At 55.6% G+C, this 24222-nt stretch carries 23 protein-coding genes and 1 pseudogene; 16 read left to right on the top strand and 8 right to left on the bottom strand.

Annotated features, from left to right (window positions below):
• Positions 1–54: 54 nt before the first annotated feature.
• The 3 genes from NY023_RS12450 to NY023_RS12440 all read right to left on the bottom strand — a co-directional run bounded on the left by NY023_RS12450 (position 55) and on the right by NY023_RS12440 (position 3238).
• Complete coding sequence (locus tag NY023_RS12450; RefSeq protein WP_080563773.1) at positions 55–1065, bottom strand: Lrp/AsnC family transcriptional regulator; 1011 nt, start codon at positions 1063–1065, stop codon at positions 55–57.
• A 62-nt stretch (positions 1066–1127) separates the two neighbouring features.
• A complete protein-coding gene (gene ribBA / locus NY023_RS12445) occupies positions 1128–2243 on the bottom strand; it encodes a bifunctional 3,4-dihydroxy-2-butanone-4-phosphate synthase/GTP cyclohydrolase II (protein ID WP_013972325.1) in 1116 nt (371 codons plus the stop codon).
• A gap of 41 nt (positions 2244–2284) precedes the next feature.
• Entirely contained in the window at positions 2285–3238 is a 954-nt protein-coding gene (locus NY023_RS12440; RefSeq protein WP_013972324.1) for a CobW family GTP-binding protein, read from the bottom strand.
• A 239-nt stretch (positions 3239–3477) separates the two neighbouring features.
• Here NY023_RS12440 and NY023_RS12435 point away from each other — a divergent pair, with 239 nt between their 5' ends.
• The 5 genes from NY023_RS12435 to NY023_RS12415 all read left to right on the top strand — a co-directional run bounded on the left by NY023_RS12435 (position 3478) and on the right by NY023_RS12415 (position 7898).
• Positions 3478–5136 (top strand): amidohydrolase, encoded by a 1659-nt coding sequence (locus NY023_RS12435; RefSeq protein WP_013972323.1) that lies wholly within the window; start codon positions 3478–3480, stop codon positions 5134–5136.
• Positions 5137–5199: 63 nt separating this feature from the next.
• Positions 5200–5352 (top strand): hypothetical protein, encoded by a 153-nt coding sequence (locus NY023_RS12430; RefSeq protein ID WP_152953874.1) that lies wholly within the window; start codon positions 5200–5202, stop codon positions 5350–5352.
• Entirely contained in the window at positions 5349–6785 is a 1437-nt protein-coding gene (locus NY023_RS12425; RefSeq protein WP_013972322.1) for a purine-cytosine permease family protein, read from the top strand. The genes NY023_RS12430 and NY023_RS12425 overlap by 4 nt, the downstream gene beginning before the upstream one ends.
• A gap of 54 nt (positions 6786–6839) precedes the next feature.
• Positions 6840–7208, top strand: a complete 369-nt coding sequence (locus NY023_RS12420) for a nuclear transport factor 2 family protein (RefSeq protein ID WP_080563772.1) — start codon at positions 6840–6842, stop codon at positions 7206–7208.
• 63 nt (positions 7209–7271) lie between these two features.
• Positions 7272–7898, top strand: a complete 627-nt coding sequence (locus NY023_RS12415; protein ID WP_235208039.1) for an NAD(P)H-dependent oxidoreductase — start codon at positions 7272–7274, stop codon at positions 7896–7898.
• A gap of 496 nt (positions 7899–8394) precedes the next feature.
• On the opposite strand, the gene NY023_RS12410 is transcribed toward NY023_RS12415, so the two are convergent.
• Together NY023_RS12410 and NY023_RS12405 are read right to left on the bottom strand one after the other, a co-directional pair.
• The gene (locus NY023_RS12410; RefSeq protein ID WP_158308188.1) at positions 8395–9024 is read right to left on the bottom strand and encodes a TetR/AcrR family transcriptional regulator; all 630 of its coding nucleotides are present in this window, start codon (positions 9022–9024) and stop codon (positions 8395–8397) included.
• A 720-nt stretch (positions 9025–9744) separates the two neighbouring features.
• On the bottom strand, positions 9745–10656 hold the full coding sequence (locus NY023_RS12405; RefSeq protein WP_080563770.1) for a LysR substrate-binding domain-containing protein: 912 nt from the start codon (positions 10654–10656) through the stop codon (positions 9745–9747).
• 1372 nt (positions 10657–12028) lie between these two features.
• On the opposite strand from NY023_RS12405, the gene NY023_RS12400 reads away from it, so the two are divergent.
• On the top strand, positions 12029–12904 hold the full coding sequence (locus NY023_RS12400; protein WP_049798441.1) for an alpha/beta fold hydrolase: 876 nt from the start codon (positions 12029–12031) through the stop codon (positions 12902–12904).
• 130 nt (positions 12905–13034) lie between these two features.
• Here the strand turns inward: NY023_RS12400 and NY023_RS12395 are convergent, their stop codons facing one another.
• A complete protein-coding gene (locus NY023_RS12395) occupies positions 13035–13412 on the bottom strand; it encodes a hypothetical protein (protein WP_044047247.1) in 378 nt (125 codons plus the stop codon).
• Positions 13413–13797: 385 nt separating this feature from the next.
• Here NY023_RS12395 and NY023_RS12390 point away from each other — a divergent pair, with 385 nt between their 5' ends.
• A complete protein-coding gene (locus NY023_RS12390) occupies positions 13798–14535 on the top strand; it encodes a hypothetical protein (RefSeq protein WP_044046996.1) in 738 nt (245 codons plus the stop codon).
• A gap of 450 nt (positions 14536–14985) precedes the next feature.
• Here NY023_RS12390 and NY023_RS12385 read toward each other — a convergent pair whose 3' ends face one another.
• A complete protein-coding gene (locus NY023_RS12385; RefSeq protein ID WP_316927906.1) occupies positions 14986–15132 on the bottom strand; it encodes a hypothetical protein in 147 nt (48 codons plus the stop codon).
• Positions 15133–15323: 191 nt separating this feature from the next.
• Here NY023_RS12385 and NY023_RS12380 point away from each other — a divergent pair.
• The 7 genes and pseudogenes from NY023_RS12380 to NY023_RS12350 form a co-directional block, all read left to right on the top strand.
• A pseudogene (locus NY023_RS12380) lies at positions 15324–15788 on the top strand (ParA family protein); the annotation flags it as partial.
• Between the two features lie 91 nt (positions 15789–15879).
• Positions 15880–17451, top strand: a complete 1572-nt coding sequence (locus NY023_RS12375) for a ParB family protein (protein ID WP_044046994.1) — start codon at positions 15880–15882, stop codon at positions 17449–17451.
• 16 nt (positions 17452–17467) lie between these two features.
• Positions 17468–18019, top strand: a complete 552-nt coding sequence (locus NY023_RS12370) for a DUF2857 domain-containing protein (RefSeq protein ID WP_013972314.1) — start codon at positions 17468–17470, stop codon at positions 18017–18019.
• 11 nt (positions 18020–18030) lie between these two features.
• Positions 18031–19206 carry an STY4528 family pathogenicity island replication protein gene (locus NY023_RS12365; RefSeq protein ID WP_238531266.1) on the top strand — a complete coding sequence of 392 codons (1176 nt, stop codon included), beginning with the start codon at positions 18031–18033 and terminating at the stop codon, positions 19204–19206.
• 325 nt (positions 19207–19531) lie between these two features.
• Positions 19532–20287, top strand: a complete 756-nt coding sequence (locus NY023_RS12360) for a PFL_4669 family integrating conjugative element protein (RefSeq protein ID WP_013972312.1) — start codon at positions 19532–19534, stop codon at positions 20285–20287.
• Positions 20284–20787 (top strand): DUF3158 family protein, encoded by a 504-nt coding sequence (locus NY023_RS12355; RefSeq protein ID WP_013972311.1) that lies wholly within the window; start codon positions 20284–20286, stop codon positions 20785–20787. Before NY023_RS12360 ends, NY023_RS12355 begins: the two co-directional genes overlap by 4 nt.
• Entirely contained in the window at positions 20784–21212 is a 429-nt protein-coding gene (locus NY023_RS12350; protein ID WP_013972310.1) for a single-stranded DNA-binding protein, read from the top strand. Before NY023_RS12355 ends, NY023_RS12350 begins: the two co-directional genes overlap by 4 nt.
• A 44-nt stretch (positions 21213–21256) precedes the next feature.
• On the opposite strand, the gene NY023_RS12345 is transcribed toward NY023_RS12350, so the two are convergent.
• On the bottom strand, positions 21257–21439 hold the full coding sequence (locus NY023_RS12345) for a hypothetical protein (protein WP_049798473.1): 183 nt from the start codon (positions 21437–21439) through the stop codon (positions 21257–21259).
• A gap of 200 nt (positions 21440–21639) precedes the next feature.
• Between NY023_RS12345 and NY023_RS12340 the strand changes: the two genes are divergently transcribed.
• Together NY023_RS12340 and NY023_RS12335 are read left to right on the top strand one after the other, a co-directional pair.
• Positions 21640–21981, top strand: coding sequence for a helix-turn-helix domain-containing protein (locus NY023_RS12340; protein ID WP_013972308.1), 342 nt, complete (start codon positions 21640–21642; stop codon positions 21979–21981).
• A 111-nt stretch (positions 21982–22092) separates the two neighbouring features.
• Positions 22093–24072, top strand: coding sequence for a DNA topoisomerase III (locus NY023_RS12335; protein WP_013972307.1), 1980 nt, complete (start codon positions 22093–22095; stop codon positions 24070–24072).
• Positions 24073–24222 lie beyond the last annotated feature (150 nt).

The following is a 24222-nucleotide window of genomic DNA, read 5'->3' as shown; positions in this document are numbered from 1 at the left end:
GTCTTCGCAGGAGCTTGAATCACCCTTTTAGCCGACCACCTGGTCGGCTTTTTTTCAGACTCGATCAGACCCTAGCCGCTTGTACAGAAGATCGATGTACGGGAAGCTTTCGATTCGTTCGATACCCTCCACCATCCGTAAGGAGTCGTCAATCAACTCGAACAGGGACGCCCGCGACGCACACACCACTTCAACAAATAGGTCGAATCTGCCGGCACAAATCGTGATGTAGGAAACATTATCGAGCGCCCGCAGACGCTCAGCCACATCCTTGACACGCACCCCGGGGCGTACGGTAATCGCCACCCAAGCCAGCGCTCTCTGCTCAAGGTTCATTGGGCTGGTGATCGCCATGATATTGAGCAACCCCGATTCGAGAAGCGCATTCAGCCGCCCCCGAACCTGGGATTCAGAGATGTCCAGCGCGATCGCGATGTTCTTCAGGGGGGCTCGACCATCGAAACTGAGCTCTCGCACAATCTTGCGGTCAACCTCATCCATCTCCCTGCTCAAGACGCCCGGCGTCTGCGAAGTCGGCGCACGGCCGAAGAACTGCGCCCTCTGGTAAAAAACGCTGTAATAGGGAAAGACCTCAATGCCCTTAACGCCTTGTAATACGGCGACCTGGCTATCCAGAATCCGCTGCATCCGCCCCATGTCTGAACAGATGATTTCCACGAAAAGCGGAAAACGACCAGTGGTGGTAACAACGTAATCGACCTCGGCAATTCCTATCAGCGCCTCCGCCACGGCGGAGACCGGTGCTGTCAGGTCCAAGCTAATACCCATCAGCGCACCTGCCTGGAACCCCAGCGAAGCGGGATCCGTCAGTGCCACGATCTGAATGACGTTCTGCTCCAGCAATTGGTGCACTCGATTGCGGACTGTCCGCTCGGAAATGTTCAGTTCACGTGCGATGGCGACAAAGGGGCGGCGTCCATCTTCTTGCAGATGTGCAATGATTTCTCGATCGGTCGCGGACAAGGGCTGCTCTGAAAGCGGCCCATGCCCCGTCGGCTGAAGTCGTGTAACGGAAGGTGCTTCTCGCAGATCGGCTATGTTCATGTCGTTGACGGTCTAGAAGGCAGATGGCGGTATTATCCACCGCCACCTCTATCGGGCAAGTGTTAACACTCGGCCTCTACAGCCAATACCTCGACCACTTCAAGGTCGTAACCCGCCAACCCCAGGAATTTGGCAGGAGACCCCATGTTTCGCAACTTCCTTACCCCCAGATCCTGAAGGATCTGGGCTCCAGTGCCCAGTTCCGCATAGGTGCGCGAATGACTGCGCTGGCACGATCGGTTAGGTTTGGTCAGTTGTGGAACGCGCTCGAGCAGCGCTTGCGAAGATTCGTGCGTTGCCAGAATCACGACGACCCCATGCCCCACGGATGCCACCTTTTCCAGCGCACCCCAAAGCGTCCAACTGCTGGGCGTCACGCAATCAGCACCAACGAGGTCACACAGTGGGTCAATCGCGTGCACCCTTACCAACGTCGCCTCGTCACCACAAACATCGCCCATGACCATCGCCATATGAACGCCGCCTTCAATCACATCTTCATACGTCACAAGGCGGAAGGTGCCGTGAACCGTGGGCAACTCCCTCTCGCCGATCCGCACAACGGTGTGCTCGGTCGCAAGCCGGTGGTGAATCAGGTCAGCAATGGTACCCATCTTGATGCCATGCTTTTCGGCAAATCGTTCCAGGTCATTGCGTCGAGCCATGGTTCCGTCATCATTCATGACCTCGACGATCACGGAGGCCGGCGTGAGTCCAGCCATGCGGGCGAGGTCGCATCCCGCCTCGGTGTGACCTGCCCTGGTCAGAACCCCACCTTCACGTGCTCTCAGCGGAAAGATATGACCAGGCTGCACCAGGTCATCAGAGGTAGCACCAGGACGAACCGCAGTGAGCACCGTATGAGCCCTGTCAGCCGCGGAAATCCCCGTGGTTACTCCGTGAGCCGCCTCAATCGAGACCGTGAACGCGGTTGAAAATGCAGCACCGTTACTCGGCACCATTTGCTCGAGCCCAAGGCGCAGGCAATGCTCGTCAGTCAGGGTAAGACAGATCAACCCACGCGCCTCACGGGCCATGAAATTGATGACCTCAGGGGTGCATTTCTCTGCGGCGATCAGTAGATCGCCCTCATTTTCGCGATCCTCGTCATCGACCAACAGGACCAGCTTACCTTGGCGATAGTCCTCGAGGATCGATTCGATTGTATTAAAAGGCATATTGTTGTCTTCTTTGGCCTGTACGTGTATGCCTGCCTGCGCTAGCGCAGGCAGGCTTCGAAGGAAGTGCGCAGTGCCTGGGCGTCGAGATTGCGCCCTATGAACACAAGCTTGCTGGCGCGCGGTTCGTCATCCGCCCAACGGCGCTGAACATCGCCATCGGCCATGGCCTGGACGCCTTGGAAAACGAACCGGCGAGGTTCGTTGGTAAGAGACAGTACGCCTTTGTAGCGCAGGAGATCTTCACCGTAGGCTTGTTGCAGCGTCTGTATGAACTTCATGAACCGATCTGGGACTACATCTCTGTCTGTAGCCAACGAGACACTCACGACTTCATCATCATGCCGATGCAAGAGAACAGGCGTCTGCGGCAATGCGGCGTCGAACCGAGTATCGTCCAAGCTGTAGGCAGCGCGCCCTGCCAGAGCGAGCACATCAAGATCACAGTGACTTGTGCGGATAAGCTCAGCCCTGGGGCTTAAGCGGCGCAACAAGTCTTCTACCAGCTGGGCCTTGCTGCCAGACAGCAGTTCTGCCTTGTTCAGCACCACCGTGTCTGCAAATGCCAGTTGGTGAACGATTTCCGGGTGGCGTTTCCAATACCCCTGGATATGCGCACCGTCCACGACGCACACGACGGAATCAAGGATCAGCTCATCATTCAGGTCGTCATCCAGCATGAACGTCTGGGCAATTGGCGCAGGGTTAGCCAACCCGGTGGTCTCGATAATCAACGCATCGAAGCCCCCTTTTTGCACCAAGAGCTCCAAGCTTCTCAGTAGGTCTCCTCGTACGGAGCAGCACAAACATCCGTTGCTGAGCTGGATGACCTGTTCATCGCTGCTCTCGATCAGCTCCGAATCAATCCCCAGCTCGGCAAATTCATTGACGATGACTGCAAATTGCTTCCCGCCTGGATTTGCAAGCATGCGCCTGAGCAGCGTCGTCTTCCCTGCCCCCAGATAGCCCGTCAATACAGTGACTGGAATTTTCATCGTGTTTGCTCCATCGGCAGATTACAGCAACGGTGTCGCCCGGCGGAAACCAGGCATGACCGGGGAAAAAGACGTTGACATCTACTTTCGTTGCTGATTATGTATCATCTCGCTAAGAAAAAAAACAAAAGCGGAAATTTTCAAGACGGAAAGCACGTTTTCCGAACCTGATAGACGGCTGCTGCAGCGCGACGTCTGTAGCGTTAGTTTCTTGAGAACTCCGCAATGGAGAAGCAACGATGATCGAAAGAGAAGCACCGGCCGAGAGAATTCTTTTGGGCGGGAAGGTGATTGCCATGAGCCCCGATGCAGATCCGCAAGCGCAAGGCGTGATCATTCGCGGCGACAGGATCGTAAGGTTGATCCGTCGCGACGAAGTCGAGCAGTTCCGTACGGCATCGACAGTGGTAACCGACCTGGGCAACCGCACGCTGATGCCAGGCTTCGTTGATGTGCATGCCCATGCGGAAGTGGTTTGCCGCACCACCTTCAACACCATCGATTGCCGAGCACCTGAGTGCTCTTCGATTGAAGAGGTGTGCGCGCTTTTGGCAAAAGCCCGTGATGAGCGAGCACCCGGCGAATGGATCGTCGGCCAAGGCAATCTGTTCTTTGACCGCAAGCTCAAGGAAGGCCGCCTTCCCAGCAAGGCCGAGCTGGATGCCGTCAGTACAGATTCACCGATTGCCGTGCGCGCCGGTGGACACATTACCGTGCTGAACAGCAAGGCGCTCGAAGTGGCCGGCATCGACCGCAATTATGTCGCCCCCGAATTCAGTGTGACCGGCCTGCCGATCGTCGAACGAGATGAACACGGTGACCCCACCGGCGTGGTGAAGGAAATGGACACCTTGCTGCCCTTTCCGGGCTGCGACCGCTCGACCCTGAAAAGCGCGCTAAAGGAAGGTTTGTTCGAATACTTCACCCGCTTTGGGGTAACGACAATCGGAGAAATCTCCGAGACCGTCGAGGGTATTCAATGCATGGATGAAATGGCATGTGAAGGTGAATTGCCAGTTGCCATGCGTGTGTACATTTGGGCGCCAGGCACGATGGAGCTCGACGACGCCTGCAATTGGCAAGACAAATTCCAACTCAATGCATCGGAACACATGATCCGCATGCAGGGCATCAAGCTGTTCGCCGACGGTGGTTTCTCAGCCAAAAGCGCCGCCGTGAGCTGCCCTTACCTTGGCATGAATGGCCAATGTGGTGAAATCGCCTTCCCCAAGTACTTCTTCCGCAGGGCGTACGAGCAATCGCAAAAAAGCGGCCTGCAGTTGGCGGTTCACGCAAACGGCGATCGTGCCCAAGAATGGCTATGCGAACTGGTGCAATCCATGGGCGGCGCGAGCAGTGGTCGCACTCGTATGCGCATCGAGCATGCTGGCAACTTCATGCCTCGCCAGAAAACCATGGAAGCGTGGGCAACCGCCGGCATCATTCCCGTCCCGCAGCCAGTTTTCATCTACACCTTCGGGGAGTACTTCCCCGATTATCTGGGTGAAACTGGCCGAATCGGACGCTTCCCGTTCAAAGATCTGCTTGCCCAAGGCTGGCGCCTGTCCGGCAGTTCGGATGTCTGGATTGGCTCAGAACGCGAGGCCACCAACCCGCTGTTCAGTGTCTGGTGCTGTGTCAAGCGCGAAACCTACTCCGGCAATTTCATTGACCCTGAGCAAGCCGTCACCTTGGAGCAAGCTTTGCGCATGCACACACTGGATGCCGCAGCGACCATGGGAGAAGAAGACATCCGAGGCAGCATTACGCCTGGCAAGTTGGCCGACATTATTGCCTTGGATCGCGACCCCTTTGCAGTACCCGTTGATGACCTTAGAAAACTAAAAGTGGAATACGTGCTCACGCAAGGACGCACGGCTCTTAACCTTACCTGTTAACTGCCAATTCAGCCGGCTAGCAATAGCCGGTCCTCACAAGAAAAGGTTGCAGGAGATACAAAAATGCGTGCATTACCGCTGGAACTTGAAAGAAGAATAAGTTTGCTGGAACAAGAACACAACCAGGGTGCCGACTTTGACGCCACGGCCTGGTTCTGGCTCATCGTCCTGGGCGTCATCCTTCCGGTTGCCGTCGCAGTCTGGGGGTGGGCATGAGCAAAGATACGCTGGACGTCGCGGCTGATACATCCGCATGGCCGCTCCTCCCGGCCGAACGCGTCTGGGGGAGCTGGCAGTTGCTGATCGCCCTGACCACTGCGGGTGCAGCAACGTGGTGCTATATCATTGGTGAGTACGTTGGCTACTACCTGAACTTTAAACAGGGCTTTGCCGCTCTGACGGCGGGCTGCATGTTCGGCATGTTGCTGACCGTACTCGCAGCACTGCCAATCTGTTGCCGTTTCGGGGTTGACTCGATTGCGTCAAGCAAACCCGCGTTCGGCTCCAGAGGCTGGGTAATACCGGCAACCTTGCAGTTTCTTTCCATTCTCGGTTGGAACTGCCTTTTGCTGATTTTCTTTGGTAAATCCGCTGCACAGTTTCTTGTCGCGGTCGGCTTGGCCACACCTGAACAAAGTGGAATCATCGAGCCTTGCGCGACACTGTTTGCCTGCATCCTTGTAATGCTGCTGCTGCTCAAGGGGTCCGGGGGTGTTGATAGGGTAGCGAAAATTCTGGTCGCTCACGTGTTCGTAGGCCTTTGGATGCTCTACATCATCGTCAATGAGCGTTGGGAGGATCTCGCGATGGCCAAACCAGCCTCTGCATCGCCCGATCCTCTGTGGAATTTCGTCACAGGTCTTGAGTTGGGAATCGCCTCCTCGCTGTCTTGGTGGCCTTACGTGGGCGCTATGTCTCGAATGGTACCAAATGGTCGCAAAGCAGCAGTGCCTGCACTAATTGGACTAGGCGGCTCAGTCGCAGCGTTGAGCCTGATCGGCGTGGCGGGCGTGCTGGTATTGAAAGTTTCCGACCCCTCCGAATGGCTACGAACTGTTGGCGGCCCCACGTATGCAATCATCTCACTTGCGTTCGTGACTGCAGCCAATCTGGGTACCGCGGTCGCAGGCATCTACTGCTCCGCATTGGGTCTTCGCCATTACAAGGCGCTTGAACAGATATCGTGGAAAGTGCTGTTGGTGTTGATAGTGACCCCGATTGCGATTGTTGGCCTGGCGATTCCGAACTTATTCTTCAACAATTTCTCGACTTTCCTGGCCTTCATCGGGGTGGGCTTTGCTCCATTGTGCGGCATACAGATCATCGACTATTACCTGCTAAGGCGCGGAAAAATCAACGTCCGTGGACTATTTGACGAAAATGAACCTAGCTATAGATACTGGAAAGGCGTAAACCCGGCTGCAGTCTTGGGAATGGTGGCGGGAATTGGCACTTATATCTACGCACTCAACCCCTTGACTTACGTATCAAACTTCCCTTACCCACTGGTTCCAGCCTCAATTCTTTCCGCCGGAACTGCGAGCTTGGTGTTTTTACTAGTAACACGTTTGTTTGTAATACCGGCTAAAAAGGGGGGCTACGACAACATAGCCCGCCCCGTCAGCACCAAGAGCCTATCTCCCTTCTGAGTCTCAACCGGCCCGCTCATCCAGCGGGCCACAATTCAAAACAAGGTAACACTTATGCCCGCACTCACATCAACAATCATTGATGACATCATTCATGCCTTCAATCAACATGATGTTGAAAAAGTACTCAACTACTTCAGCAATAACGGCATCATGATTAGTTCCGGCGGCGACAATTGTCGCGGAACGTATATACAGGGCAAAGAAGCGATCGGCATGGCGTTGCGCTCTAGATTTTCATCATGTCCAGACATCAACTGGAGTGAATGTAAAACCTGGATATCAGGACACAAAGCGGTATCTGAGTTCCGAGTCAAAGCCACCCTTCCAACTGGAAAAAAATTAGATGCCATTGGCTGTGACATCTGGGAATTCTCGGAGGGAAAAATCATGCGAAAAGATACATATTACAAACACACCTAGGACCATACACACCACACCCGAAGTCGAACCAACCTTAAAGTCCAGCAATTCAAAAGTCAGCCATTGCAAAACAAAAAACAGGGAAAGTCATGTAACCAACAAGACTCACACCTAACACAAACCCATCAGCTTAATGAAAAAATGAATAAAACACTAATCGTCGTAGCACACCCAAATCTTGATCAGGGCATCGCAAACAGCGCCTGGACAACCGAACTTGAAACCTACCAAAACGAGTTCACAACCCACCACTTATATAAAGAATATCCCGACGGCATAATAGACGTCCGCAGAGAGCAGGAATTAATTGAGTCGCACTCCGAGTTAGTCTTACAGTTCCCTCTATATTGGTTTAACTGCCCACCACTGCTAAAGAAATGGCTTGACGATGTGTTTACATATGGGTGGGCCTATGGCAAAAAAGGTGAAAGCATGAAAGGACGGACAACAGCAATCGCGGTCTCAGCTGGTATATCCGAGAGTGACTTTCAAAAAAATGGGCGCTACAAGTATAGTCTGAGTGAAATACTCACCCCTTTCAAGGTTTCCTTTGACTATGTTGGAGCTCGCTACAAAGGAGTTTTCGCACTTTACGGGATCACAGAGGATACCAACCCTGAAATAACAAAAGCCAGCTCCCGAGATTACATTCAATTTTTAAGAAAGCTAAAGGACCCTGAAAACAAATAAAAATACAGACTCAAAAATTTTAATTAAAACAAATACATTGGAGGTCCATCTCACAACCGCGCTGCTAGAGATATTGTCCTTTTCCAGATCTAAGACGCTGACTATAAACCATCGCTATTTTAACCGCACAAAGGGATACGGACCATACCGTCCAATTGATCCACAGCGTCGTCATATCGTTTTTTCACGATTGGCAGTGATAATAACTGATCATTGATGCATCCGTGCGGTGTTCAATATGGACAAAATCCTGACACCTTGGGCCAGGAGAGTACCAAGCAGGTTGATTCCTTGTAATTAATGAATCACTAGATCATTATCAACCCACTCAGTAATTGGGCCTGCAAATCGCGTTTTTCAGGGGTCAAGCACGACCACTCTAGTCTGTTGGCTTATTTTATTAGAGGCAATAGATCATGAATCAGAAAGAAAACTTGCAACAACCTAAACATTGGCGCCTATTAAAAATACACTCACCACCCCATACCTAAGCAACTCAGCGATAAACGCGACCCACTTCAACTGGCAACTTTTTATCCGATATCTCTTGCTGAAAGGCAGCAGCCAGTGCTGCCTTCACGAAATTATCAACTACTTCACACCTTTCACAAGGCTCCAACTCATCTAAATTCATCCAGGCCGAAATGTTATTCAACCAAGCAACAATGCCACGCACAGTTGCACGCAACACAGGAGTAACGGGCTGCGCTCTTTTGTCGATTAATCGGTGCAACAAGATATCCTCATAGCGGCGACGCATCAGCAATATCAATTGCCGATGCTTGGGTGCGAGATAACGAAACTCTTGTTCACTCAGCAAGAAACAAATACGTCGATGCTCGTGCAAATCTACATGCGCATAGAGCAATGCCTGGAAACCGTCACCGGCGACATACTTTGTTATAGCCGCCGCCTCCAATATGTCTTCGTAAAGTTCTTCAATTGCCTCAAAGAGCAACTGCTCCTTACTCGCAAAATGGTGATAGATTGATCCCGGCCCCATCCCCAAATGCTGTGCAAGTTCGCGCATACCGACTTTTGCAAATCCTCTCTCGGCAAATAACTCTAGTGCCTTATTGCGAATCTCCTCAAATCGCGAACCAGCGGTTTCTACGGAAGCAATCAAGCATTCCTCTTCCGACAACGCAGCGGGGTGAATCGCTCTGTTCATTTTTTATGCAGACCTAAGTTTGTGACTACGCAGATTTCGCGCAAGAAATTTCTGACAAAAAACTCACCAGATGCTCTAAAAACACCATAAAATCATTGACTTAAGGATCTAGTGCATTACCCACCTTAACCAACCACTCACTGGCCTGTGGGCAGGATTCTAGCAAGTATTGCATTTTGCTTTTCTCAGGTCGCACCGATAAAACCTCGACTCTCGATCATAAAACGAATCCCGCACCGAGCACAGTTGCTAAACCCCGCTAACACGATGCTCTCAGAGCATGACGATCGCAAGAAAAAAGAAATAATAGGCCTATTATTTTTTATAACATCTGAAACCGGCATAACAATTACAACTTAATCTAGAATAGATACTTATCCACTATGTAAGATACACGACCTTTATCTTAGACAATACGAGCCAAGACAACGCAAACGCAAACGCAAACGCAAACGCAAACCATAGGGCTACATCGATAAAAAGACAGCAGGGCAAGCCTCTGAAAACAATTAAGCAGAAACCACAACTCAGTCCACCCTAGGAATGAAAGCTACTCTTTCACCCCCTTCAGTTCATCCCCCACAGAACACAACAACCTTCAATCAACTGAGACAAGATTAAGCAATTTTTTGTTTTAGCCCACAACCCCGCAAGTTCAGCATCAGCACTAAAAACTCAGTCACCCCCAACTTTTTGCACTCTTCTTGCATGACAGAACTCAGAAACCAGCCAATTACGAAACTGGTTTGCCCCCTCCCCTCTGACCGTCGGACTTTGACACAAATAATAATAGACCTTTAATGACAGTGCATTTCCAAATGGCGTTATAAGCTCACCAGATTTAACCTTATCCCTCATAAACAAAGAAGACCCAAGAATTAGGCCACTTCCAATTAATGCAGCCTTTTCCAAAAGAGCAGGATCCTTTACAACCATACCTCGCCGAGCTAGACTTGGGTCAATTCCTGCCAACTCGCACCAAGCTGCCCACCACTCTCTGTCAAATTCGTGAATCAAGCTAAAATTTGAAAGCTCCTGAAGCGGAAGTGACGCGAGGCCTTTAGTTAATGACGGACTACAGATCGGTAATAGTTCGTCGACGAGCAAAAGCTCATGATCAGCATCTTCCATTTCCTCTCTTGAGTAAAAAATCTTATAATCAAATTTCTCCCTATCTTCCACTGGCAAACTCAAAGAGCTATGCAGTACAACGTCGACATTAGGGCGATTAGAAACGAAACCGTTCAGCCGAGGAAGCAACCAATTTGCGGACAACAACGGTGTAACACTTAGAACCAATCTATTATTCGCGCTTGATAAATTGGCAATCACCTCAAATGTGTCGGCAAGCTTATCAAGACACTCAACACTTGACCTCAGTAAAATTTCACCCTCGAGTGTTAACTCAACCCCCTGGTGCTTTCGAGTCAATAGCCGAATGTTGATTTTCTCTTCCAGCTTCCTAATTTGATGACTAACCGCCGCCTGTGTCACATTTAGTTCTTTAGCCGCCATGGTAAAACTCAGATTGCGACCAACTGCCTCAAAATAACGGATCGCTAATAGCGATGGAAGTCTTCTACTCATGGGAACCTATACCTCGCCAAAAACTGTCAGCCGTCTTACTCTAGGCATCTATGCTAGACCTTATAGGATATTTCATTCAATAGCGCGAACTGTTAAGATTTTTCGGCCACAGGGCAACGATCATAAAATAATTGAGCGCCTTTTCCGCATTCAAAGCGAACTCTGATCAAGTTTCTCAGCGATCGGTAATGACCGGCTTTCTGTCCAAACACAGCTCGACTTTCAGACGAAAATATGTGTATTTCCCGGCACAGAGCCTTGCTTGGTAAGCCTTTCAGGCGTGCTGCTCCTCAGTACTCAATAAGTACCAGCGATCCATCCATAGGTTCGACAACGCAAACGGGGTGCTCAGCGGGGCTGGCGACCATGCCATAGAGGCAAGTCTTCCATAAACGGTACTGGCGCAGCCCCACCGAAGGGATGTTCGACCTTCGCCCGTCACAGCTTTGTCCTTCTCGATCCTCCGTCTGGCCTTGTAACGCGCACTGCATTTGCTCAGGTGTTTGTAGGTACCACGCCGGGCTGCGATCTGTTAGGTCACATACCCCCTCCACGCTCGGGTAGCTTTTCAACATCAGCATCCCCCCGTTTGTGCACGGACGACATGCTCTTGACCGTGCAGCAAGCACTGCGACTTCAACCACGTCGGCGATATTCGTAGTAGTGCCATGACCGTGAAGGACCAGTCACGCCATTATGGCCCTCATGCTGAATAGCACTGGTTGCCCTTCTTCATCTGATGCGTTTGCCTTCCTTATTCTTGGTCGAACTGGGCAGCATACACCACTGCCTTAACCTCAAACTGCCAAGTTTATGCCAGCTTATCCGACCCCTTGACTGAAATTCCCTGCCTAAAAAAACTAATGGGGCAATTAGTTTTATTAGGTTGCATCCAGCTTCTGGCAGTCACATAGTTTCTATATGTTACTGTGAATCATAGCAAACGAGCACTCAAACCCAATAACCACATCAGCCCGGCCGCTCGGCGCACAATTCAAACACTATAATATAACACCGCCAACCGCTAAGATTAGCTTTTCGCAGACGTCGCCAGGATACAAAAACACTGCTTGGACCTCTCACTCCAGCGAGCAATACGTGTACTTGACACACCCCAGCGGAGATTACTGAAACACACTAAAAGCCAGAATAAAATCAAAAAAGCAATGCAGAAATTTCAGACCTCGCCAGAGTCCAACTGTAAATTTTCAGCCATAGGCATTACAGAACTAATTACCTGACATCACCTGCCCCACACTCATAACACAGTACAGACGATAGGTACTCTAAGTGACTCGAGGTCGTTTGCCCAATAGGCACCGTGCAACTCAAGTCACTTTAACAATATAAAAACAACCATAAGGAGAACTAAGTGGGAAAATATCGTAAATGGCTCCTCGTTTCTGCACTGTGGGCGTCCGTGGCCAATGCTGAATACGTTAAGGTTTCCGATGACCTCAACATCCACTACCTCTCGTCTGGAGAGGGCCCAAAAGTTGTTTTGCTCGTCCCTGGCTGGATTATGAGCGCAGACGTTTTCGAAAAGCAACTCTCCTATTTTAAAGACTCAAAGAAGTACAAGTTGATCGCTATTGACCCTCGCAGCCAAGGCCTCTCAACACATACTAATGAAGGCAATTATTACGAGCAGCATGGCCGTGACCTTAACGCCCTGATCGTAAAGCTTAATCTGAATAAATTTGTGTTAGTCGGCTGGTCAAACGGTGGATTTGACGCGCTCTCCTACGTGCACCAATTTGGCGCCGATAGGTTGGGTGGCTTTGTAATGCTAGATGCAGCGCCGACAGGAAACGCAACAAGTAATGCAAGTGAGTGGGCTTGGTATTCCCGAGACGATAACGATCACTTCTGTGAACAACTCACGCAAGGTTCTTTAAATGATCGGCAGAAGATGAACATCGAGTTTGCTCAATGGATGGTGACTAACCCTACTCCAGAGTACATGAACTGGATTACCAAAATATCCAACATGACTAGCGACGGCGTGGCTGCACTGACCAATTCGAACAGTTTTTATCAAGATTACCGAGCGGATCTTCGCGGCTTGGAAAATAAAGTACCACTGCTTTACGTAGTACGCCAAGATTGGAAGCATTCCGTACCTAAGTGGAGCAAAGAAAACACACCGACTGCGTCAATAGCGCTTATGGACAAACACATTTCTTTCTGGGAGCATCCGGAGCAATTTAATATTCCGCTGGAGAAATTCCTGGGTGATTTAAACTAATCTTCAGAATGCATTAGCTCTCCAGCACCGCATCTATTAGCACACCCCCTCTAGTCCCAAAACTCCTCCTCAACAAAAATAGCCCAGCCAAAAATCTGGGCTTCCAACGCAAAATCAGCAGGACTAACGCCTAGTCACGCGAAGCCCACAATCGCAGCACCGGCTGCCCACTCTGCAGGTCACCACCTAGTCCTTCGATGGCGGCCTGGAGGACTTGCAGTTGCAAGGCCTGCGCCTGCTTGACCGGTTGTGGTTGCAGCACTTGGATTTCGCGCAAGGCATCGCGCACCTGCGCCGCCTTGGTCGGGTCGACAAAGCCGCGCTGCGGATGCCAGTGGGCGAGCACCCCCAGGTGCATGCGCAACGTGCCGGCAGAAAGCCGTGCACCGTAGGCCGCCAGGAGCGCAGCACACTGACGCCAGCAGCAGTTCCCCCCTTCAAGGTGCTCGATGGTCTGGGCGTAGCCAGCCCGGCATGCCGCCAGCCGATACCGATCTGCGTCGCTCACGTAACCTCCCGCATACAGCGCTCAAGCGCGCAATGCATCAAAAACGTCTGTCAGCTTCCGGAAATCTGCACTCTCGAACGTAAGCTTCTCGCATGGACTTTTCAAGCCTCGTCGCACAACTTGACTAGACCTTCGAACTGCCTATCCAGGACAAAATCAAGTCGAAAAAAATTGTGTATATAAGTAGAGTTTTGAGAGAAGATTCTGGCAAAAATGAATAGCGTCGAAACCTGTCGCGATCGGCTCTCTTCAGCCGAACCAAAAGACCATTTCACAGTCACTGCCTTTGGATCCGGAAATCCATTTGGATCCGCCGCTCGACAGAGGGCCCGAATCAGCAGCCCCCGCCAGCGATTAGGATGACCATAGCAGGAGGCTGATTGACATGGACTCGATCAAGAGCTGCTACCACCCCATTGATGCCGCGATCCTTTGGTGCAACCTCACCGATCACTCTACAGAGATCCTGGAAGTAGAGATCTCTCACTCAGGTGAACTGCTCAAACATTTTCCACAATGGCCCAACCTTCAGTTCCATGTAGAGCGAATTTACGACGCCATCGCCTCTGGGGAGTTGGCTGCAACTTTCCTCGGCGGACCCATCACGCCTAATGACCACGTCGAACGCGTGTATTGGTCCATCCGCCGTACAGATCTGAGAGTATGGTCCGCTCTAAACCACCCAGAGGATAAGCCCGAGTTTCTATTTCCAAAGAACACTGACCACCTCGAGTGCGTGAATCTCAACGTTTTCATGGCAGTGCAAGCTGAGCGAGACTTCTACGCGCGCGAATACGAAAAAATGCATGAGGCTTTTGATTCCCTCGCCAAAGAGATGGCTACGTATAAAGAGCAAGAGCACGAATTGGCAGCACAGCTCGAGGGAGTTGAGCCTGCATCCGAGACATCCACCAAGGTGCACCACACGATTATCGGAGCCCTGCTAGCGGTAATGCTTGAAAAGTCAAAGAGCGGCCAACCGCGGTCAATCTACAAGACCCAGGCTGCGGTAGTCGATGCCATCACTACGCTGTTCCCAGGTGTTGCTGGGTTGAGCAAACGCACCCTTGATCGGAAATTTGCGCAGGCTCGCCGTTTGTTTGCCCAAGCGGTAGAGGCCTAGCGCCAAATTGCCAGGCAATGGCGGCCATCACCCCACTCCAAATCCCAACACATCATACCCACCCCCATCTCTCCCAATTCTCACATTCTATCCCCATCCCTCACATACCCTCCCCCCCCCCCTAAACTACCTCACTCCCCACCATCCCCTTATCATCTAATTCCACCCCCCCCCCCCCCTTCAACCCCCTCACTCCCCACTCCCCCATCATCCTTCTTTCCACCCCCCATCCTCTCAACTTCCCTCTCTTATTTAATTCACTATTCTCATCCCTTTCAACCTTCATCCATACCTTAACTTTAATATACATCCCTACCAGCCTATCACACTCCCATTTCTTTTTCTTCCCTCCCCCTTATTCCCACTTCTTATCAATCTCCTCTTCATTCCTTATTTCGTCATCCCACTCCATACCCCCCTCCTCTTATCAACACTTCCCATATTCTCTCCCTATCTCTTTCTACCTCCCTTCACACTCCTCTTCACCTTAATCCTCTCACAAACAACCCCTCCCACCCTCTTCAATACCATCATAAACCCCTCCCTCTCCTTCCCCCTTTCCCCTACATATCCCTCTCCTAATTCTTCATCTCTCATCTGCCCATCCTAACTATCATATCCTCATATCCCAACACTCACCCCCTTTTTCTCCATTTTTTTTTTCTCATTCAACTCCACCTAATAATAAAAAATACAAATACCCCCCCAATATATATATATAATATATATATATTTTATATATATCCCCCCCCCCCCCCCCCCCCCCCCCCCCCCCCCCCCCCCCACCATGCCCGCTATGCCCGTTGCCACCGGAAATGCTCGCGGCACGCGAACTGCGGCGTGGCACGCTAGGCCTGTTCGAGGAGCTGGAACCCTACCGCTACCTCGGCGTGGACTTGCCCCCGGTGAAACTGCTGCTCAATCAGGTGAACGCGAATCGGCGCGACACCTGCCTGATCATGCAGAGCCTGCGCAACACCTTTGCCGCCGACCCGCATGTCAGCGTCTGCAACACGGTGATTCCCGATCGCGTCGCGTACCTCAACGCCGCGTCGTTGGGATTGCCGGTGCATCGGGTCGAGTCGAAAGCCGCCCCTCGATCGCGCAGTCGCTGCGCGGCCGATGTCATGCGGGCACTGGCCAATGAACTGTTCCCGGAGTGGGAGCAGCGACTGGCCCAGCCCAGGGGCCGTGCGCGCTCTTATCCCGACAGCATTGCCTCAGAGGAATGCGTCACCGGCCGACCCGCCTAGTGCCCTGCCCTTCCCCCCGCTGCCCCACCCACGCAGACAACTGGGAAGGCCAGGGCGGGGCCGCCTGCACTGACAGATCAGGGGCAAACCCATGAAACCACCAACCTCCGAAGACATTACACGCCAGCTCCAGCACGGGCACTTCCCACAGCGGGCAACACAGGTATCGCCCACCGATCCCGACTGCGACACGCCGATGGTGGTGACCCTCGAGCAGCTGCGGCCCTACGAGCACAATCCACGCTTCATCCGTAATCCGCTGTACGAGGAACTGAAGGCCTCCATCCGCGACCGCGGCCTGGACCAGCCCCCCTCTATCACGCGCCGGCCCGGCGAGCCGCAGTTCATCATCCGAAATGGCGGCAATACACGGCTGAGTATCCTCGGCGAACTGTGGCAAGAAACCCGTGACGACCGTTTTTTCCGCATCCATTGCCTGTTTCGCCCCTGGCAGTCGGAGCTCCATACGCTGCTGGGCCATCTGGCCGAAAGTGACCTGCACGGCCAACTGACTTTCATCGAGCGGGCCCTGGCCGTGGCCAAGTTCCGCGACATGCTTCTGGTAGACGGTGGTAGCCTGAGTCAACGTGAACTGGCGGCGCAACTATCGGCCGGCGGCTACCCAATCTCGCAATCGCACATCAGCCGGATGCTGGACACCCTGGAGCACCTGCTGCCGGCGATCCCGCAAACCTTGTACGCCGGCTTGGGCAGACCTTCGATCGAGCGGACCCTTAACCTGCGTCGACGTGCCGAATCGGTGTGGAATCGGTACGTTGCGACACGGTTGGATTTCACCGCGTTGTGGTTGGAGGTGCTGTCTACGTTCGACTGCACAGCCGCCGAGCTGGACACCGCCGAGCTGCAGGACGAACTGCTCGCGCACATGGCGAAATCCTTGGACCAGTCACCACGCCTGCTGGCGTTGGAGCTGTTCCAGGATAGCGGCCAGGCATCACGTCAGCCACTGACGCCCGACCGGTCGCTGCCCTCGCCGCTGGGCGTGGGCCAAGACACCGATACCACTTCCGGTAGTGAGCCTGAAGCCCCCACGGGGCTCCACTCACCGGAGCTGGTCTGCCCTCCGCAACCTGCTGATAGGCAACCCGAACAGGCAGACCTGAAGCAGCCTCCTGCCGTCACCCGTGAACAGGTACGCACTCCAACTGCGCCACCGCCCGCTCAGTCTGCCAATCTCGGCAGTGCTGGGCGCCTGTGCTTGCCCGATTCACTGGATACCCTCTGGCCGATACCGCCGGCTCTGGAAGACCTGGTGCAACTGCGCCAGGCCTACGCGCAGTTGGCCAGCGAACTGGCCGGCTACGCCAATGCGCCACACATGGTCTGCGCCACGGAGGAAGGCCTGGGTTTCTCGTTGGCGCCCGATACAGCAGCGCCTTCGACACCGCACCGCACCGGGATTCAGCTGCTGTTGGGCGCGCTGCTGCGCGTGCAGGATGACGTTGCTTGGGAGCAACGTCAGCAGCTCCCGGCGGCGCTGTTCGGCCAACTGCTACTGGGTGCCTACGACCTGCCACTGATCGAGCGCCCACAGCTCGCGATCGGGATTGAGCGGCTCCCCGATCCTCAATTGGCGCAACTGTTTTCACTTATCCGGCTCTCTCGACGCTTGATCGAACTCACGCTGTCGTCCACCCGCTGACACTCGGAGGTGCCGCATGAGCACGTCGTTCAATCTGCTGAACCACGCCATGTTGAACCAGGTCCTGCATGAGCTGCGCCATGGTCGGCTGCAACGCTGCAAGGCCTTGGGCCTCGGCGACGAGGACATCGAGGTGCTGCAGTCGCTGCCGCCTACGACCTTGTCCCACCTGGCGCACTCCACGATCGCCTGGGTCGAAATCAAGGTCGACACCACGGTGCTGCGGCGCCTGATCGCCCAGGCCGAACGCGACGAGCTGAACGAGCGGCTGATCAACCGTGCCCTCAAGCTCGGGGCAAGTTCAAACATCATGTACCGCTGCTTCGGCCTCGACCATTCCGAGACGGCGTTGCGCCGACGCATCCTGAAGATCGAGACCCATCGCGGCCGCCCCGTCCAGCTCAGCGAGACTCAGGAGCATGCGGTGTGGAACCGCTGGCGCCAGTTGCGGGCTGAAGATCCGGACAGTGAACCGCTGGATGCAATGATGATGCTGGCCGAGGAACAGCAGATCAGCCTGACCCTGATCTGGCAGCAGATCGAGCTTTACGGAGGTATCCCATGCTGAATTTCTACACCGTGGACTGGGCCGATGTGGTGCGCCAGAGCATGGTCACGCTCAAGCGCTGTCTGGAGCAGGCCGAACAAGCCAAGGCTGCCCGTGCACTGGCAGAGGGGCCGGGCTTCGTGTACCACGGCAGCCACGAACCGTTACCGCGGGGATTGCTGCAGGATCGCCGGCTCACGCCCGTGGAGCGCAATCTCTGGTTAGTGCTGCGCTGGTTGATCACCGAGCGGCAAATGCGTACCCCACGTTATCAGGACCTGCAGCCATACCTGGCGACCAGCCCCTGTGGCGCGCAGGCTTCACGCGAGACCATCGCCCGCGCGCTGAATGTGCTGCGTGCTACCCGCTGGCTCAGCCTGAGCGAACGGTATCGCGATGAGCAGGGTTGCCTGCGCGGCTGCGTGTACGTGCTGCACGACGCGCCGCTGTCACCCGCACAAGCCATCGACCAAGATGCCGGCTACCTGCCCCTGATCAGCCAAAACCTGTCCCACGCCACCAAAGGCGTGCGCGATCTCGCTCAGCATCTTCTCCAAGAGCTACGGGCGGATCCGGAGGTGGCTGACGAGGCCTTGGCCATGATGGCTTCGCTCCCCGCAACAGGCGCTCAACAGACCTTGCCGCTGCAGGCCGACAGCCATGTCGAGCATTCCGAACTAAGCGAGGCGCACTGCGTTCGGTCTGCCGCACCGTCCTCGACCAATTCCGAACCCAGCGTAAATTTCCCGGCTACGGCTGCCGTTCGGAATCCGACGCTCGACCGTACCGTACAAAAACAAAGCAAAAAAAGTACAGTACCGCCCAGCTCGGCCGATGGCAGCGCCGCTTGGCCAGAGGGTCTGCAGTTGAGTCCGAATGAACAGCGCCGGGCAGTCCAGGCGCTGTGCCAGCTCGAGCCCGAACAGCGACAAGCGGTGATCAATGAAGCAGCGGTTCGCTGTAGCCGCGGCGACATCCGCAAACCCATTGCCTACTTGTTGGGGCTGATCAAGCGAGCCTGCCAGGGCGAATTCACGCTTTGGGCCGCACGAAGAGATGTACCACCAGCACCGCGCAAGCGCATTCGCCCGCCTGAGCCGGCTGATGAGCGCTCACGGGAATCCGGAAGCCGGGTGGCCTCGCCGCTGGCCAAGGCGTACCTGGAGCAGCTCAAGCTTCGCTGCGGTGTTGTGAGCGGAACAACGTAACTGCGCGTTGAGTCTTTCAGGTCTCCAACTATCAGCGGACCTCTATGGATTTGATCGCAGTGGCATCACTCCAGTGACGTCTTCCAGCCAGACACCATTGCTCGAGGAGTGTGATCTGCGTGATGGCTGCGAGGTCGCAACATTGACCAATGCCAGGATGAAGCAGTTAGCGGCGTTGGCACTCAGTGGATTTGATCACAGTGGCATCAATCGCAGGACCATCGAAAGTAGGGGGCAATGTGAGCCCATCGCGTTCACATTGATCACTGCCAGGGTGCCCGAGAGCGCAGATCGTCGGCGTTATTCCGACGGCGAGGATCTGGCAATGGTCGACCACTACCAGCTCAACCTGGGCTCACTGCGCAGCAGCATCACCCTCACCCTGCACACACATCACGCAGCACGTCTGTGGCAGGGCCGTGCCGGGCGCGAAGGCGTGTTTGGCATCATGGGCATGGCGGGCTACATCAGCGTCACCAACCTGCTCAAGCAGGCGAGCAGCCAGGACGACCCCTTCGCCGACTGGTTCATGCTACAACTCGAAGACAAGGTACTGCAGGCCAAGGCCGAGCTGCTGGCATTGACCGAGCAAGTCAAACTGGTCGAGCGCGACCTGCCCTCCCAGGTCAGCATCGGCGACAACCTGAACATCCACCCTGTCACCCTGCCCCTGTTCATCGGCAGCCAGTTGGGGTTTCTCGCCGTCTACCTGCTGACAGACTACGACAGCCTGGTACGTCGCGTGCTGCTGGCCCACCACACCGCGCTGATCGGCCGGGCCGACATGGAGTACTGGATCGATGGTGGCGCCCACCTGCTGCGCAGCCTGTTCAGCATGGCACAGCAGTTCCGACTGGCCGGGGTAAGCCGCGACGACATGGCCGCCAACAACGCCCGCGCCCGCGAGGCCATCGACAAGTTCGGCACCCCGCCCCAGGACATTCTCGAAGGCACACGACGCTCGCAATTTGCGCCGCCCATCGTGCGCACCGCCAAGGCCGCACTGCCCAGTGAGGCCGATCAACTTGCTGACGACGTGGAACCTTCGCCCGGCGACCCCGCCGAAGGCGGTGAAGCATGACACTGCCCGAAGCGATCGCCCATTGCCTGTCATCCGAGGCCTATCGCGAGTTTGAACACAGTGCCTCTCTAAAAGGCCTTTTAAAGCCTTTTAAGGGTAAGGGGGAGCTGGCCCAGTTCGCCGAAACAATCAAACAGCTGCGAGGCGAACTCGAGACGCTGATGGCCGCGATGCTGGCGATCATGGCGCAGCCACCCTTCTCGTTGCTCGAGTTGCGACTGAGCGTCCAGCACAGCTCCCAGGGCGCCTGCTTCCTACGCTGGCGCAGCCCGGACTTCAAGCGCATGGGCGTGGAGGTCTGGCAGCAGGCGATGGCACATCCGCTGCTGCAGCCAGAACTGCGCCAGGCGCTGTACCAGCTGGAAGCCAACCGGATCGTCCTCAACCTGCAGATGAGCAGCCTGAACTCGCTCTATCGCCAGGTACTCACCGGCGCCCTCAAACTCGCGTATGCCGATGACGTCCTTTTCGATACCACCACCGAGGAGAATCACCCATGAGCACGTTCTTTGTTGGCGAAGGCAACATCGGCAGTCCGCCTGAGTTTCAGGAATTCAACAACAACCCGGACGAGCCGAAGCGGCTGCTGCGGTTGAATGTCTATTTCGACAACCCAGTACCGCGCGAGGGCGGCTACGAAGACCGCGGCGGCTACTGGGCTCCGGTCGAGCTCTGGCACCGCGATGCCGAGCACTGGAGCACCCTGTACCAGAAAGGCATGCGCGTCTTGGTCATGGGCCGCACGGTCAAGGATGAGTGGGAAGACAGCGAGGACAACGCCCGGGTGACGTTCAAGGTGGAGGCGCGGCACATCGGCATCCTGCCCCACCGCCTGGCCAGCGTGTCCATGCGCGAGAAGGCCAGTGATAATGGTGGCAGCAACCGCAAGCCGGCCGGCAAGAAAACCACACGCAAATCGACCTGAGCGGGTGGACGTCAGTGGAACCGTGCCTTTCAGCGCGGGAACGCTCAGTCACTGCGCCCCGCACGGCGGGCGACGCCCTGCAGGTCGTCCCCCTCGATCAACCCTTTGACCTCCGCCAGGTACTGGTCCAGGGCAAGGAACGCCCGCCAGTGCGCTGGCGCTTCCTTGATCCACGCGATCAACCTGGCCCTCGCCGCCTGATTGTCCGGTTCCTGATGGGTGGCCATGAACAACTCGCAGGCCTTGATCGCTAACGCATCCGCTTCATGCTGCTCAAGTTCGTCCAATCCGCTATCTCCGTGTGACGATCAGGTCACCGTACTCTCATTGGGTGATACGCCCGGTTAGGTTGATATTCAACCTTTTAGGGAGTTCATATCCTTGGGTGGCTGGTCAACCATACGGGTTGAATTGGAGAGCCACCCCGTTGCCAGTCAAAGAGCCTAGCCCACAACACATCGGCCGCCAGTTGGCCAAGTACCGCCGTGCCCAAGGCTTTACCCAGGCGCAAGTCGGTGAACGCCTGGAGATCGGCACCGAAGCGGTGTCGCGCATGGAGCGTGGCAAGGTCGAACTGACCGTGCCCAAGCTGCTGCAGTTGGCGGACATGTACGGCTGTCCGGCCGATGAGCTGCTACTGGCCATCAGTCCTCGCCCACAGGACCAGGGGCAGAAGATTGCCTCGCTGATCAAGGAACTTGGCGAGACGGACAAGCAATTTGCCTTGGACCTTCTGCAGACCGTGACCGCGCACCTCGCGCAGCGGTAACTCGCTCGCCGCTGGCGGCTACACCGATATGATCTCGACCAGTTCAGCTTTTCCCTAGCACTCCCCAGTCACGCGACCACCCTGTCGGTACCTGACCGAGAGGGCCACGTCATGCGCCTCTACATTTGCGAAAAACCGTCCCAAGCCCGCGATATCGCCCGGGTGCTGCAAGCCCATCGTCGCGGCGATGGCTACCTGCAGGGCATCGGAGTGACCGTGACCTGGTGCGTGGGCCACCTGCTCGAGACTGCGCCACCGGAAACCTATAGCGACCAGTTCAAGCGCTGGTCGCTGGAGCACCTGCCGATTATCCCGCAGCACTGGCAACTGGTGGTGAAGCCCAAGGTCGCCGCGCAGTTGAAGGCCATCAGCCGGCTGCTGCAGGCCTGCGCCGAGGTGGTGATTGCCACCGACGCTGACCGCGAGGGCGAGATGATTGCTCGGGAGATCCTCGAGCGCTGCCAGTATCAGGGGCCTATCCTTCGCCTGTGGCTGTCCGCCCTCGACGACGCTTCGATCCGTCGGGCCCTGACGGCGTTGCGGCCGGGTGAACAAACCCTGCCGCTGTACCACTGTGCCCTCGCCCGATCCCGGGCAGATTGGCTGGTGGGCATCAACCTCAGCCGATTGTTCACCCTGCTCGGTCGCCGCGCCGGCTTCGACGGCACGCTGCCCGTGGGCCGTGTGCAAACGCCCACCCTGCGCCTGGTAGTGGAGCGTGATCGCGCCATCGCCAGTTTCGTCGCCCGGCCTTTCTGGACCGTGGACGTTGTGCTGCACGCTGACGGGGCGGAGTTTGAGGCGCGCTGGCAGCCACCCGCTGCGCACTGCGATGATGCCGGTCACTGCGTTGATCAAGCGGCGGCCGAGCAGGTTGCCCGGCGCCTGGCAGCTGCGCGTTCAGTACAAGTGGAGCGGGTCGACGTTGAACGCGTGACGGAAGGGCCGCCCTTGCCGTTCGACTTGGGCACGCTGCAGGAAGTCTGTTCGGCCAAACTCGGCCTGGGCGCGCAGGAAACCCTCAGTGTGGCGCAGGCACTGTACGAAACCCACAAGGCCACCACCTACCCTCGCAGCGACTGTGGCTACCTGCCAGAGAGCATGCTGGACGAGGTGCCGCGCGTACTAAAGGCCTTGGCCGCAGCCGACCCGGCGCTTGCCCAGCGCTTCAAGGAATTCGATCCGACACGACGCTCCCGCGCCTGGAACAGCAGCAAAGTCACCGCCCACCACGGCATCATCCCCACCCCCGTGGTGATCCCGCTGGATCAGTTGTCCGAGCGCGAGCGCGCCGTGTACACCCTGATCCGCGCCCGCTACCTGGCGCAGTTTCTGCCCCACCACGAATACCTGAAAACCCAGGTGCAGTTGCGCAGCCAGGCCGATCAGGTGCTGGCCCGCGGCAAGCAGATCCAGGTACGAGGCTGGAAGGCCGTGATCGACGAAACCGATGCCAGCGAACCGACCGAGCAAACGCAGCGGCTCCCCACCCTGCAAGACGGTGCGTCGGTTGCTGCACACGACGCCACGATCAATACACAGCGCACCCAACCGCCCAAACCCTATACCGAAGGCACACTGGTCAAAGCGATGAAAACCATCGCCAACCAGGTGGCCGATATGCGCCTGAAGCAAACGTTGAAAGACAGCATTGGCATCGGCACCGAGGCCACCCGCGCCGCAATCATTCAGGGCCTGATCGATCACGGCTACTTGACCAAGAAAAAGCGCAGCCTGGCGGCCTCTGCCGCCGCCCACACGTTGATCGAGGCCGTTCCCCGTGAGGTTGCTGATCCGGTGATGACCGCGCTGTGGGAGCAGGCACTGGCACGGATCGAGACCGGGCAGCTGAGTGTCGAGGCGTTTCTCGCCAAGCAATCGGCCTGGCTCACTCAGGTGGTGCGCAGCCAAGCCTCGTTGAACTTGCAGCTACCCCGTTCGAAAGGTCCAGCCTGCCCCGTGTGCCGAAGCCCCATGCGCCAGCGCAAAGGCCGCACCGGTAACTTTTGGTCCTGTGTGCGCTACCCAGACTGCAAGGGTACTAAGCCAGTGAAAGCCAGCGCGGCGCCTGCCAAGCCGAAGCGCTCCTGACTGCTTGACGGTAGGGGCAGTCACTGATGTAGTGAACAGGTCCTCGCCGTTTGGCGACCCCAGGCCGATTCGCTCCGGGCAGCTCGGCCAGACTCGTTGAGTTCGGAGCCTCTTACACTGCGCTGCATCACTGTTCAGGATGTCCAAGGT

Origin of the sequence: Pseudomonas sp. NBB (genome assembly GCF_032701105.1) — a bacterium.
GTDB classification, from domain to species: Bacteria; Pseudomonadota; Gammaproteobacteria; order Pseudomonadales; family Pseudomonadaceae; genus Aquipseudomonas; species Aquipseudomonas asiatica.
This window is presented reverse-complemented; position numbering and strand designations above follow the sequence as displayed.